Here is a 15239-nt window from a genome sequence, read left to right on the forward strand (position 1 = left end):
ATTTTGTGTGGCTGTAGATTAATAAATAACATGATAAAGTTAAAATATAGTTTTTCTTCACTAGCTATAGAATAAAACTATACCTTTAGTGTACAGTTACTCTAAAAAGTCAGCAGTCATCGCGTTATGGATTTAAAACACCTTAATTATTTTATTCATGTTTACGAGCAACAAAGCTTTAGTGCTGCAGCAAAAGTGTGCTTTATTGCCCAACCTTCAATTTCTTCAGCCGTCGCACAATTAGAAACTGAAATTCATCAGCCACTATTTATTCGTCATGCCCGAGGTGTTACCCCAACCGAACACGGGATAAAATTATATCCGCTCGCTAAGCAGTTACTTGGCCAAGCCGATGCGATCAAGTCATCATTTAAAGTAAAGGCTAATAGACACAGTTTTTCTCTTGGTGTCACACGCGGACTCGGGGTCAAAAGAATGAGTGTATTACTTAGGGATTTCACCGCAAGCCAACCGAACATTGAACTCACTTTGGTACCACAGTATGAGCAGTGTGATGCCAGAATTATTATTAAAGAAGAGTTAAAAGATGGTGAGAGTTATCATTCAATCTGGCAAGAAGACTATTTAGTCGCTATGCCGCATAACCACCCATTGTCATTGCAAGAATCTATTGAACTCCACGACTTTGACGGGCTCGCTTTTATCCAACGTACCCCATGCAGCGCATGGCAAAGCTTAACCGATACTTTTACTCTGACTGGTGTTGAGCTTGATATTAGAGCGAAAATTCAAACCATCGATTATGCGCTGGGATTAGTGCGAGCAGGTTTAGGTTGTGCACTAGTCCCTGCACATCGCGAAATCATTGAGCAACAAGATCTCGCCTTTAAAGCCATTAACGGTATGCAATTAACCCGGGAAATCGTATTAGCCTATCAGCAACAAACACCTCTATTAACTAAGCTGATCAAATTGACCCAAAGTATGGAACATTAACATTGAGCGATCGGGCGGGCCTACGTTGTTTTTGATGTTATTGTTAAGCCTTTATCAGATGGCATTTCACTTCACATCAACTTTTGTTTGACGTAACATAGCCAGCTCATTTAGATTCAGTTAACAAGACATGATCTACACATAGCTCACTCTGTTATCCCTATGACATATAAACCAAGATGCTAGAGCTAGTAAATGGACAAATTCCTTGATGAGTAAAGTAGTCAACCGCCAACAAATTAACCACGTTTTGTCATTCTATGACGCGTCTTTAGACACCTGTACTATTGCCCCTTTAGGAAATGGATTGATCAACTGTACTTATCTTGTAAGTAATCAAGACAAGCAATTTGTGCTACAACGCATTAATCACCAAGTATTTAAACATCCTGAACAGGTGATAAACAACGCCGAGTTGCTCAGTGAGCATATTAAACAAAAGCACAAACTCAACCAATACGCTTTATCACCGATTTGGCAAATCCACACCAATGCAGGCACTGCCATCGTTAAAGATAATGGCAGTAGTTGGCGAGCGCTTAATTTTATCACCGATAGTTATACTGTCGAATCAGTATCGTCGCCCGAACAGGCAGCACAAGTTGCAACTGCCTTTGGACAATTTACTGCCGCCCTGGCAGATTTTCCAGCCGGTAAGCTCAATGAAATTATTCCTAACTTTCATCATTTAGACACCCGCTTGGCGCAATTAACCCAAGCGGTAAACACAGATCCAGCAAAACGCCTACAACAATGTCAGCAAATCGTCGATTTCTGTCTTGCCCAGCAAGACTTTATTGAGCAGGTCGCTACGCTAAGTGAGTCATTACCCATTAGAGTGACTCATAATGATACTAAAATTAATAACTTACTCTTTAGCCGGGCAAGCGATAAACCTATCGCAGTGATTGATTTAGATACCTGTATGGCGGGTTTTATCATGAATGATTTTGGTGATATGGTGCGTACCTGTTGTTCAACAGAGCCAGAAGACGGTACCAACTTAACCAATATGGCAGTGAAAATAGAAATATTTCAAGCACTTGCCCAAGCCTATATTAAAAGCTTTTCCGGCACCATGAGTGAGCTTGAAAAGCACAGTTTAGTCGTAGGCACACAGTTATTACCTTTTATGCTCGGTATTCGCTTTCTCACCGATTTTATCAATGGCGATAACTACTTTCACACCAAACACCCATTGCACAATTTAGAACGTGCGAAAAATCAATTGCACTTTTTTACTTTATTACAAAAACTCGCACCAAAATTAAGTGACATTATTCAGGCATGCGATTAACCTAGAGCCAAGTGAAGTACTTTTCTCTCGAGCAAGCGAGCCATGAATTTGGCGAATAACCGCTTTGAACAAGAGTATAAGTTGCGTTCTTCCCATTTGAAAACTAACAATAATAACAATGACAATTGAGCAATCCCTGACATTACAACAATTTTTTCCGTATCAGTTAACTAAACTGCAAGCCGCAATCAGCGACAGTATTGCACAAATTTATACCGGAAAATTTAATCTAACCCGACAGGAATGGCGCATTCTTGCCATACTAGCGAGCAATAGCCCATTAACCGCAAAAGAAATTGGCACACAAGCGAACTTAGAGAAAATGCCTGCCAGCCGTGCAATTCAACGTATGGATAACAAAGCATTATTGGTTAAGACAGCAAATAAACATGACAAACGTTCATCGTTATTACAACTTTCAAGCAAAGGAATAGCACTCTATCAAGAGTTAGAGCCTTTGGTATTAGCGCGTGAACAACAACTTCTCTCGGTATTAACAAGCGATGAACGGCAACTGATTAATGACATCATGCAGAGGCTGCACCAACAAGCACAACAGATTGATTAAAAAGCGCTCTATTTCTATCCAAACAATTAGTTCATATTTAATTTTACATTGAAATACAAAGAGTTAGCAACTTTTCTTGCTACTTAAAAACTTACTGGTGATCACTGCTATTGTCGGCCAAAACACCGTGTTAATGACATCATGAAGGCTTGCCGACCAGCGCAGATAGCCAAACGTTGCTAAGTCATCACGTAAATCTAATGCTTCCATTAAACACGCGATTAAAAACACAGGTACCAAGGCCCAAAGATCAACTTGCTGACGCCGCCAAAAAATAATCGCCAGTAAAAAAACAGCTAAACCAATATGAATATGAATCGCATCCCGAGAAAGATCTACCAGATCCAAGATAATAAGCTTAATATGTTGATAGCCCGAAGTTTCTATGCTCATCTTCACCTTAATTAATGTCGTTGCTAAAGTTTTTAACCTTCCATACTGACTTCACTTAACACATGCTGAATAGACGAGAGCAGTAGTTCCGCCGTCACCGGCTTAGCAATATGCAGATTCATACCGGCGGCATAACTGCTTTCTTTATCTTCTTGTCTGGCATGTGCCGTCATGGCGATAATGGGTAAATCCTGATATTTGCTTTCGCTGCGAATTAACCTAGTTGCTTCAAGTCCATCCATCACTGGCATTTGAATATCCATTAAAACGACATCAAACTCTTTCTGAGCAAGCATATCTATGGCTTTCTGGCCATTGTCGACAATGGTCACTTTCGCCTGCATCGATTGTAATAACTCTTTTGCCACCAATTGATTCACTAAGTTATCTTCCACTAACAATATTGAGACACCTTGCAGTGACTTATGCTCAGTAGGTAGTTTTTCAACATTTTCCGCATTAGTCTGTCCATTTTGTTCGGCTGACAAAGCCTGTTCATCAAGTTCAGCTAAAGCATTACATAAGCTATAGCGGTATAACGGCGCTTCACAAATAACATAAGGAATTTGATATTGATTCAATAAATCATAATGATGATTAATATCCATACTTTGACAAGTTTGGTAGACCATGACTAAACACTGCTGATCTTTTGTCAGGTTTGAATGAGTACATGCCAGTTGTTCACTAAGTGACTGACACAAAGAGTCATTGACTTGCTCAACTTGCACTAACAATACATTAATAACTGCCTCTGGGGCTTGCTCTACTTCAGACAAACATTGAAGCGCGTCATAATGATAACCATAAGAGGTTAGTAATTGGGTAAATTCGACAGGTGGCTCAAATTGTAATGCAAAAAAGTTGATGCTCTGCTCACGTTCAAATTGTATCGCTTGCGCATCATAATCGAACGGTAAAACAAAACTGAATGTTGAACCAACGCCAAATTCACTGGTAAGTACTATTTCACCGCCAAGTAAATTTACAATACGCTGACAAATAGATAGCCCTAAACCTGAGCCACCGTATTCACGTGTCATCGACTCATCCGCTTGAACAAAGGCTTTAAATAAATCTTGTTGCTTACTTTTTTCAATGCCTATGCCTGTATCAGCCACTGTAAACTTCACCAAAGCTTGTTCTGTTTGCTTATCCAGACACTCAATGGTAATTGAGATCTCTCCGTCATGAGTAAACTTAATGGCATTATTGAGCAAATTACTTAATACCTGTACTAAACGCATCTCATCCGTTATAACATGTGAAGGTACATTACTGCCAATACGTACATGAAATGCGACCTGCTCACTATCTATATTATTAATATTCAGCTTAATCGCTTGATTTACGGCATTATCTAACACACAGTTTTGTTTATTGATCGACATGTTGCCCGATTCAATTTTGGCCAAATCCAATAGTTCATCGACTAAATGAAGTAATGCCACCGATGCATCTTGTGCATGGGTTAATTGTTGCAATTGCTGATTCGTTAAAGCAGTTTGTCGTAACAATGATTGCATGCCATAGATTGCATTGATCGGTGTGCGGATTTCATGGCTCATATTCGCCAAAAACTGACTTTTAGCCTTATTTGCCAATTCTGCTTGTTCTTTAGCATTTTCTAATGCGCTATTGATGGCATATTGCTTGGTGACATCACGAATAATGACAATTGAACCAAGCACCTGATGCGCTTGGTTATAAAAATCTGAACTAAATAATTCATAGGTATTATTACTCGTTTCAATTACTTCAAAGGTGCCACACCGACTCTTTTGCGCTTGAAAGTCTTCAGCACATAATAATAAGGCGCGGCCAAGTTTATTATCGATTAATGTACCAACTTTAGTCCCCAAAATATCTTGCTCAGCTCGGCCAACAAACTGCTCAAACGCCAAATTACATCCAATTAAATGCCCCTTAGTATCATTGAAAATTAAATAATCAGGAATGGCATCCATCACTGAATGCAAAATGGCATAATCTTGTTGATGCTGTTGGCTTTTTTCTCTTAAGGCTTGTGTTTTTTCATGCACTCTTAAATCGAGCACATTATTTTGATCTTTTAGTTGCTGTAGCAAGCTTCTATTCTGGCTAAATATATCCCCCACCACCGCAAACCAATGGTGCCATCCCTTAGGAGGGCTAATTTTACCATGATCACCTTCAGCACTATGAGAAATATGGCGAATAAAGCGTTGAGTGGGAGCAATAAAGGTCTTATGAGTGACAAAATAAACAACAAGTAATAGCGTTAGCTGACCCAAAAATAATTCGATAAAAAACCAAGTATAACGCTGAAAAATTGGCGTTGAAAAAAGCTCATAACGTTTATATTTAACAATCATCCAGTCGTTGGCTGCAAATGCTTGATGCTGGATCAACCAAGGGTCACTGTGCTGTGACTCAGTTTGATAGCGAATAGACGGTGCTTGTGTTAATAGAGTATCGTAAGCTAAACCTTGTAACGCTTCTGGTAAAACCGCATGCCACTCTTTGGGAGTATTCAACATTTCAGCGTTAGCATTTAAATGCAGTAGCAACTGTTGCTGACGATTAATAACCACATAATTAAAATCGTCTTCAACATGTTTTAAAATCAACTGTTTTATATGTGCTAAATCAATACTGAGCATAGCTGCCCCTGTCAGCTGTTGCTCCCGAAAAACCCCCGAAGATAATGCAACCGATAAGCTCCCAGTTGCAGACCCCACATAAGGCTGAGACCAAATTGGAGTAAAAATAAGTGGTGAAGATGCTTTAACCTTTACAAAATACTCCTGCTCCAATAGCCCATCATGATACTGCCAAGTTTGACGATCAATCCAAGGATACAGGCTAATAAAGCGTTGCAGCGAAAGATAAGAAAACCAATTAGCGATTTGAACCGTATTTTGCGCCGCAATGAAAGCAGGTGTTAGCATATTAGCCATGGCTAATTCTTGCTCAATATTTGCAGTAAAGCTATCGGACTGACCGATCCCTGTAATATTGACACTTAATCGCTGCCGGTGCGCTAATATGTCATGTTGTGTTTTATCTGAATAATAACGCTCCCCCTCCTGCTTAAGCGTTGGCATTGACGCTAAAGATTTGGGAAAATTCAAAGAATAATCGGCAAAACGTTTAATCGCTTCTAGTGACTCTAATGCTTTGTTTAATTCGTTATCAACAAGGTTCGCCAAATTATTTAAGGCGGATAATTCCCGTTGTTCGACTACGGCTAGCTCCTGATGATAGCGATAACTTGATAGCGCAAAAGCAACCACCATAATCGCAACAAAAAGACCAAGAATAGACAACTTGTAAGTCGCCACTACTTGGCTTTCACCTGAAAATTTAAATAGCACTGAAATTTAACGACCACAATTCATCAATATTTATGCTATCGATGATATAACGAATTACATCAAAGATCATGTCTAAGCTTAGCTTTGTGTTGGTAAGTATTGACAAACTTAATGATCGTTCATGTGATTTACACTGGTATTCAGAAAAAAACCTCTTTGTAATAACTCGCTATTTTTCTGATAGATAGCGACTAATGTTGGCTGTAAAAAACGGTTCTTAGATAAAAAAGTTGATATTTAATTGAAACAAAGCTAAATTGGAAGCGCTTCCAATTTTAATAAATCAAAAGATAATAATCACAATGAAACTTACATTACCGATTAATTCGCCAATGAGATCACCACAATTTACCTATGGTATAGCAACAGCTTCATTTCAAATAGAAGGTGGTATTGAACACAGGCTACCTTGTATTTGGGATACTTTTTGCTCGCAACCAGGGACAATTGCCGACAACTCAAATGGTGCTGTTGCATGTGATCATTATAATCTTTGGCAACAAGACATTGAGATGATCAAAGACCTTAACGTTGATGCGTATCGACTCTCTATTGCGTGGGGCCGAGTGATGAATGAAGATGGAAGCATTAATCACAACGGCATAGAGTTTTACCAGCAAATTCTCGATAAACTAAAACAATACAATATTAAAGCGTTTGTTACTTTATACCACTGGGATTTGCCACAACATTTAGAAGATAACGGCGGCTGGTTAAACCGAGCTACCGCTTATGCGTTCCAGCATTATGTAGAACAAATTGTTAAAGCATTTGGTGATCGTGTCTATTCTTACGCCACATTAAACGAACCGTTTTGTAGTGCTTACCTTGGCTATGAGCTTGGTATTCACGCCCCAGGGCTTAAAGGAAAAGAATACGGAAAAAAGGCTGCCCATCATTTATTATTAGCTCATGGTTTAGCCATGCAGGTACTGAAAAAATTAAGTCCAAATACACTTAATGGTATCGTATTAAATTTCACCCCTGCCTACGCTATTTCAGATAATGACGCCGATATAAAAGCGGCAAAATATGCCGATGATTACCTAAATCAATGGTATATAAAGCCAATCATTGATGGCCAATATCCAGCAATAATTTCACAACTTGATGCTGAACATCAGCCTGAGATCTTGGACGATGACTTAGCCATTATTTCTCAACCAATTGATTTTATGGGTATCAACTATTACACCAGAGCTATTTATCAAGCAGATGAAGACACTATTTATCAGGAAATAAAGCCTTGTGATGTTGAACTGACCGATATGGGATGGGAAGTATTTCCACAAGGATTTAGCGATGTGTTAATTTCGTTAAATAAAACCTATGACCTGCCACCTATTTATATCACCGAAAATGGTGCAGCAATGAAAGATCAGAACGATAAAGGTGAGGTTAATGACGTAGATAGGTTTAACTATTTTCAATCTCACTTACTCGCAGTCAATACAGCCATTGAGGCAGGAGTTGATATTAAAGGGTATTTCGCCTGGAGCTTAATGGACAATTTTGAATGGGCAGAAGGCTATTTAAAAAGATTTGGCTTAGTATATGTTGATTATCAGACACAAAAACGTACGATAAAGAACAGTGGTCATGCTTTTAGTCAATTAATTGGTAGTCGTAAGTAAACCAGTTAATATCAGGAAGAAAAACACAATATGCTTAGTGTCAAAGAGAAAATAGCTTACGGACTTGGTGATACCGCGAGTAATATCATCTTTCAAACCGTGATGATGTTCCTACTCATTTATTATACCGATGTCGTTGGTTTATCACCCGCTATTGTCGGAACACTGTTTTTAGTGGTTCGTATATTCGATGCAGTAACCGACCCATTGATGGGCGCACTAGCTGACAGAACTCACACTAAATGGGGACAATTTCGCCCATACCTTTTATGGTTAGCACTACCGTTTGGCATTATCAGCGTATTAGCTTTTACTAAATTTGATTTATCCGATAGCGGTAAAATCATCTATGCCTTTGTCTCTTATACTTTATTGATGATTGTTTATACTGCCATCAACATTCCTTATTCCGCCTTAGGTGGGGTACTCACCAACAGACCTGAAGAGAGAGTTTCAGTACAATCTTATCGCTTTGTCTTTGGTATGTTAGGCGGACTTATTGTTGCTTCTGGTACTATGCCACTAGTGGATTGGTTAGGAGATGGTGATAAAGCGATTGGCTTTCAAAACGCCATGTTAGCCATGAGTGTATTAGGTGTCGTATTATTTATACTCTGTTTTTTAGGGACAAAAGAGCGAGTTCCCCCACCAGTAACACAACAATCATCCTTTAAAAATGACCTTAAAATGCTCTGGCAAAACGATCAGTGGCGCATATTGTGTATTGCAGGGTTGCTGCTGCTAAGCGGTCAGGTACTGCGTGGGACTTTAGCGGTTTACTATGTAAAATATTATCTGCAACAAGCCGATCTAATCACTGCTTTTATGACCTTAGGCATGGTAGGCAGTATACTTGGCTGTGCCCTTTCGCAATTTATAGCTAACAAAGTCTGTAAAATTAAAGCTTATATCTGGCTGCAAACTATCGCGGCTTGTATTTGTATTCTCAGCTACTTTGTTGCTGCTGAGCAATTAATACTCGCCTTTGTCTTATTCTTCTTATGGAACTTTTTTCTACAGATGGCGACCCCATTACTTTGGGCAAAAATGGCTGACACCATTGATTATGGCCATTGGAAAACCGGTATTCGCATTACCGGTATGATCTACTCTGCCGTCGTATTCTTTATAAAAATGGGGGTAGCAATAGGGGGGGCACTCGCTGGCTGGTTACTCGCTTATTATAATTACCAAGCAGATGTCGTTCAAACAGCCGCCACACAACATGGTATATTATTATCATTTACCTTGTACCCTGCCATAGGTTCATTATTAGTCGCGTTAACGATGCGTTGGTATAAACTTGATAATGCGCTAATCAACCGTATTCACACAGAACTGAATCAACCCGCCAAATAACCAAATAGCACTGCCCTTTCTTGGGCAGTGCAAATGCATAACCAACTCACAGTTCAAATAATACAACTGAGCTATTTTAACTTCATTAAATCAATAAATAACCGCAAACTGATTAAAATCAATACACGAACTCCAATCACAAGAACACTTTAAATTCAACAGGTTCAACGCAATTAAAGAGTAATAACTCTAATAAAGTTTACTAATTTTGCCATTTTTTCATTGACCTTATTATCGATCTACCTTAAGTTATGGAAGCGCTTCCAAAAACCAAACGCTAAATTTTTTAACTTAATTTGGAAGCGCTTCCAGAAAAAATTCAACTATGCTGAGTGTCTAGGGGAGAACAATGAAGCAATATAATTTAAATAAAAGTCGACTAGCGAAAGCTATCACTATAGTACTTGGTGCTACGGCAATATCATCAGCTACAGCAGTTAATGCGGCTGAAGAAGCAAAAAAAGAAATTGAAGTTATCGAAGTTACTGGTATTCGTAGTAGTTTAGTCAAATCAGTCGATATTAAACGTAATGCAAATGGTGTGGTTGATGCAATCACAGCAGAAGACATCGGTAAATTCCCTGATGGCAACTTAGCAGAATCTTTACAACGTATTACGGGTGTTTCAATTGATCGTAGTAACGGTGAAGGCGCAAAAATTACCGTTCGTGGTATGGGCCCAGAGTTTAACATGGTGACCTTAAATGGTCGTCAAATGCCGACCGTTGGTGGACGTGCATTTGATTTTAGTAACATCGCTACCGATGCCGTGAGTGCTGTTGAAGTGTATAAAACAGCAAAAGCCGAATTACCTACAGGTGGTATTGGTGCTACTGTAAATATGATGACTGCACGCCCATTAAACAACCCTGGTTTTAAAGCCGTGGTAAGTGGTAAAGCAGTTCATGAAACTTCTGTTGATGATGTAGGCAGTAAGTTCACACCTGAAATCTCAGCTATTGTTAGCAATACCTTTGCTGATAACACAATTGGTGTTTCATTTTCTGGTTCATACCAAGATCGTGATAACCGTGAAGAAAATGCCAATGTAGATAACTGGATCCCTAATGTGGGAACAGGTACTGGTATTATTACTAACAATAACACACGTGCTGATGGCGCTACTTGGTACCCGCAAAATGCTGGCTATGGTATCAGTGATAACAGTCGTCAACGTACTAATGCGCAAGCAGTTCTTCAATTTACACCTTCTGATAAAGTCACAGCAACATTAGACTACACTTACTCAAAAGTTGAATCAAAGCGTGACTTTAATGCCTTTGGTATTTGGTTTAACAACGGTGGTTCAATCATCGAAGCAACGGTTAACGAACGTGGTACTTACACATCAGTTACTGAAGCAGGTAATGACTTTGCCACTAACGTAGGTCGTGGTGAATCACTTGCTGAAAATAAATCATTAGGTCTAAATGTAGAGTGGCAAGCAACAGAAACATTATCATTCGAATTTGATGCTCATGATTCTTCAGCGACCACAGATGGTGTCGGTTTAGGCCATGACGCTTTCTTAATCATAGGTAACACTTCTTGTGGATGGTGTGGTTTTGTTCCTGGCGCAGGTCCAAGCACAGCCTCAATCGATGAAAAAACAGCTAATTACTTTAGCGGTGGTGTACCAATTTATGACATGACCTTTATTGGTGGAGACGGTAACCCACAAGATGGTTTATTACCTTCTGATATTGGTTCATTATTTGGTGGTGCTAGTGACAATTCAGGTGAAAACGAAATGTCTCAGTACCAATTAAAAGGTATTTGGATAAATGATGGTGACGGTGCATTAGCCAGTATTAATTTTGGTATCTCTCGCACCGAACAAGACTTTAAAAACACCAGTGCATTCTCGGGTTTATTACCAGCAGGTTGGTGGAACTGGTCAGCACAATATTGGGATGATGCTAAGTGGGAAGTTGCTAGCACTAGTGGTCTGTTAGATGCATTTGGTAATAGCGGTGATATCCCAATTGACTCATACTACACAGCAGACTTTGATTACATTCTAAACGGCTATGAAACCATTGTTGACACCTTTGCACAATGTTGTTTCAACGAGTCTTGGGGTGATGAATTCCAAAATGCTGATGGCACAGGTAAATTCTGGGCCGGTAACATTGACTCAGATGCACGAGTAAACGAAGTTGTTACCTCTGTTTATACACAGTTCAACTTTGAAGATGAATTCAACGGCATGCCTGTTAATGTTGTTGCTGGCTTACGCTATGAAGAAGCAAAAGTCACTTCAAAAGGTTTAGAAACACCAATTACAGATATTATCTGGGCTGGTGGTAATGAATTCACTTATAGCACTTCACCAGATAAAACCTTTTCTTCTGGTGGCGCAACAACGAAACAATTCTTACCAAGTTTAGATGTGAGCCTTGAAGTAACTGATGAAATTATCACACGTTTTTCTTATGCTCGCTCACTTGCTCGTCCTGATATCGGTGCAATGCGTTCAACAAGAGACTTTGTTGGTACACCAAAAATTGGTCAACGTAAAATCATTTCAGGTAACCCTGGGTTAAATCCATACATCTCTGATAACTTAGACTTTTCACTTGAGTATTACTACGGTGAAGGTAGCTACGCATCAGTAGGTTACTTCAAGAAAATGGTTGATAACTTCTTAGTTGATTCAAGTACAAAAACTACCGTTCCAGGTATTCGTGACGTATATAATGGTCCACGTGCAGAAGAAGCCCGCGCTCAATTAGAAGCTGAAGGTATTCAAGCTACGGATGTTAACGTATTTGCCCGCATTAACGAAAACATGGGGCTTGACGATTTAACAACACCGATTGCACCTAATAGCGATGATCCGCTAGCAGTGTTTGACGAATCAAGTACTGCCAATGGTGAACAAGCGAATCTTTACGGTTGGGAATTAGCTGCACAGCATTTATTCTCTGACACAGGCTTTGGTATGATGGTGAATGCCACATTCGTTAGCGGTGACGTAGAAGCAGATCGTGATGCCATTGAGCAAGACTTTGCTCTACCTGGTATGAGTGACTCGGCAAACTTCTCAGTTTTTTATGAAAACGACGATTTATCAGCACGTATTTCATATAACTGGCGCGACGAGTTCTTAGCAGGCTTCGATCAACACGGTTCACCTGTGTATACCGAAGCATACTCGCAAGTGGATGCTAACGTAAGTTACTCTGTAACAGAAGACTTTACCATCTTTGCTGAAGCGTTGAATATCACTGAAGAAACACAACGTACTTACGTGCGTTACAGTGAACAACTACTTCGTGCTAACCAATATGGTGCACGCTTTAACATTGGTGCTCGTTACGTTTTCTAATAAAGCCTCGAGTTAACCATAAAGTGAAAAGCCGCTAGTCCCCCCAGCGGCTTTTTTATTTTATGGTTCAAATAGCGAACTACATTTGTCTGACAAGCCAGAAAAACATACTCAGACTATCAACGCCCAATGTTCTCACAACTTAACCGAAGAAATTATTCATCGAATTAACTAGGATAAAATTTATTATATGAAAGTTTCATAAAGACACCTTGGGTTTCTTAAAAAAAGCCAAGCAATAGACTTTAAATACCCAGCTCTAACTTCACCGTTTACGACCTATGCCACCAAGCTGTTAAATGCATCGGTCATATACACTTCAACTTGGAGGTTTTCATGAGCCTAAGGTACATCAGACAAAATATTAATGTTGTCCCATTCTTTTGTATATTCATTGGAGTATCATTTTTGCAGGGGTGCTCCGATACTCAGCATGAATTAACGTCTAGCTCAAGTACGCCTATACAGGTTTACCAGCAATGGCACCCAGTAGCGCTAAACTTTTCTGGTCCAGAGACTTCCGAGTTGGACGACAACAACCCTTTCCTTAATTACTTACTAACGGTCACATTTTCTCAAGGTGATCAGCAATACAACGTACGAGGATATTATGCAGCTGACGGAAACGCTGCTATAAGCGGTACAGATGCCGGCAACGTTTGGCAAGTAAAGTTTCGACCACCCAATACGGGCACATGGCATTACCATGCCCAATTGCAATATGGCGAAAACATCGCGATTTCCGGCAATAATGGCCAACCGCTTGAGTTAGAATATGCTAAGGGACAATTTAAAGTTCAACCTAGCGACAAGGTAGCCCCAGACCTTCGTGGCATAGGACGAGTTTCTGTAAAAAATGGTTATTTCTATTCGCCTAGCTCAAACCAGTACTTGCTTAAAGTGGGTGCTAACGGGCCTGAAAATTTCCTTGGCTACTATGCGATTGATGGTACCTATCGCGTCGTCCAAGATGTTCGTGACGGTGAAGCAAATGTCGATGAAAAGCTACACCTCTATTCAGATCACAAGAAAGACTGGCAGCATGGCGATCCAACCTTTAGAGGAGGCAAAGGCAAATCAATTTTTGGTGCTATCAATTACCTCGCAAGTAAAGGCATGAATTCGGTGTACTTCCTTACTCTCAATATCAACGGTGATGGTCGCGATGTCTGGCCTTATGTTGATCACAAAGATTTCACTCGATTCGATGTCAGTAAGCTCGCTCAATGGGAACAAGTTTTCGAGCACATGCAGCAACGTGGCATCATGCTACACATAGTGACTCAAGAGACTGAAAACGAAAGGCTGCTAGATGATGGTAATGTTGGTCCCATGCGCACGCTGTATTATTCTGAGCTTATTGCGCGTTTTGGTCATCATCTCGGCTTAGTATGGAACCTGGGCGAAGAGAATGGCTATGCCAAGTGGTCTCCACCTCCTCAAGATGATAATCAGCGTAAAGCCATGGTCGATTTCTTTGCAGAGAATGATCCCTATGATCACCCCGTTGTTATTCACACCCATGCCGAGGTAAATACTCGAAAGCCTGTGCTCGATCCACTATTGGGCTACAAAGGGCTCGATGGGCTATCCCTACAAGCGCACGACCGCAAACATGCAGGCGATGTAGTGCGAACCTGGCAGAAAAACTCTGAGCAATCAGGTAATAAATGGCTGATCACCATGGATGAAATCGGCATGTGGCATACAGGGGCTGATATTGATGCCAACGATCCGGGACATGTCAGTTTACGGGGCGATGTACTTTGGGGCACCCTGCTTTCAGGAGCAGCTGGCGTTGAATGGTATTTCGGTGCCAAAGTCCCCCATAATGATCTGACTTCAGAAAGCTGGCGCGTACGCGACCAACTTTGGACTCTGACAAAACACGCGCGAGACTTTTTTGAAAACTACTTACCTTGGTGGCAAATGCAATCTAACCTACAAGTGGTAGAGCAAGAAGGCACATACGCTTTTGCCAAATATCAAGAAGTTTATGCTATTTATTTTCCTCATAAAACCCAGACATTTAATATTAATTTGACGGGTGTTAAAGGGGATTACCAAGTACATTGGTACAACCCTGTCGAGGGAGGGAGTTTGCAAACGGGTAGCGCCAAAATCATTCAAAGCGGCAGCCTAGTTAACCTAGGTAAACCACCCGCTCGTGAAGATAAAGATTGGGTAGTGTTACTAAAACGAACTCTGTAATAACAATAGGATTTATCCCTAATGCCGTTCGCTTGGAGGTGAGCGGTATTTTTCAATGATTTGTCCAAACCAAAACCTACCCAAGCTACAAGTTAATTTTGGCCACTCATCCGAAATGCCCATACGATGTTCA

Annotated in this window: 9 protein-coding genes; 7 read left to right on the plus strand and 2 right to left on the minus strand. The window is 40.2% G+C overall.

Annotation, left to right across the window (positions count from 1 at the left end):
• The first annotated feature begins 126 nt into the window (after nt 1-126).
• The 3 genes from IV514_RS10085 to IV514_RS10095 all read left to right on the plus strand — a co-directional run bounded on the left by IV514_RS10085 (nt 127) and on the right by IV514_RS10095 (nt 2822).
• Entirely contained in the window at nt 127-957 is an 831-nt protein-coding gene (locus tag IV514_RS10085) for a LysR family transcriptional regulator (protein WP_206485092.1), read from the plus strand.
• A 211-nt stretch (nt 958-1168) separates the two neighbouring features.
• The gene (locus IV514_RS10090; protein WP_206485093.1) at nt 1169-2254 is read left to right on the plus strand and encodes an aminoglycoside phosphotransferase family protein; all 1086 of its coding nucleotides are present in this window, start codon (nt 1169-1171) and stop codon (nt 2252-2254) included.
• A gap of 118 nt (nt 2255-2372) precedes the next feature.
• On the plus strand, nt 2373-2822 hold the full coding sequence (locus IV514_RS10095; protein ID WP_206485094.1) for a MarR family transcriptional regulator: 450 nt from the start codon (nt 2373-2375) through the stop codon (nt 2820-2822).
• A gap of 63 nt (nt 2823-2885) precedes the next feature.
• Here IV514_RS10095 and IV514_RS10100 read toward each other — a convergent pair whose 3' ends face one another.
• Both IV514_RS10100 and IV514_RS17695 read right to left on the minus strand, forming a co-directional pair.
• On the minus strand, nt 2886-3215 hold the full coding sequence (locus IV514_RS10100) for a hypothetical protein (protein WP_206485095.1): 330 nt from the start codon (nt 3213-3215) through the stop codon (nt 2886-2888).
• Between the two features lie 32 nt (nt 3216-3247).
• Nucleotides 3248-6571: an ATP-binding protein gene (locus tag IV514_RS17695; RefSeq protein WP_206485096.1), complete on the minus strand. Its 3324-nt coding sequence runs from the start codon at nt 6569-6571 to the stop codon at nt 3248-3250.
• Nucleotides 6572-6873: 302 nt separating this feature from the next.
• Between IV514_RS17695 and IV514_RS10110 the strand changes: the two genes are divergently transcribed.
• The 4 genes from IV514_RS10110 to IV514_RS10125 all read left to right on the plus strand — a co-directional run bounded on the left by IV514_RS10110 (nt 6874) and on the right by IV514_RS10125 (nt 15106).
• On the plus strand, nt 6874-8205 hold the full coding sequence (locus IV514_RS10110; protein WP_206485097.1) for a GH1 family beta-glucosidase: 1332 nt from the start codon (nt 6874-6876) through the stop codon (nt 8203-8205).
• Between the two features lie 30 nt (nt 8206-8235).
• Nucleotides 8236-9564, plus strand: a complete 1329-nt coding sequence (locus IV514_RS10115; RefSeq protein WP_206485098.1) for a glycoside-pentoside-hexuronide (GPH):cation symporter — start codon at nt 8236-8238, stop codon at nt 9562-9564.
• A gap of 349 nt (nt 9565-9913) precedes the next feature.
• Nucleotides 9914-12895 (plus strand): TonB-dependent receptor, encoded by a 2982-nt coding sequence (locus IV514_RS10120; RefSeq protein ID WP_206485099.1) that lies wholly within the window; start codon nt 9914-9916, stop codon nt 12893-12895.
• 336 nt (nt 12896-13231) lie between these two features.
• The gene (locus IV514_RS10125) at nt 13232-15106 is read left to right on the plus strand and encodes a DUF5060 domain-containing protein (RefSeq protein WP_206485100.1); all 1875 of its coding nucleotides are present in this window, start codon (nt 13232-13234) and stop codon (nt 15104-15106) included.
• The last annotated feature ends 133 nt before the right edge of the window (nt 15107-15239 follow it).

The sequence above is a fragment of the Thalassotalea sp. G2M2-11 genome (assembly GCF_017168195.1).
Lineage (GTDB): Bacteria > Pseudomonadota > Gammaproteobacteria > Enterobacterales > Alteromonadaceae > Thalassotalea_E.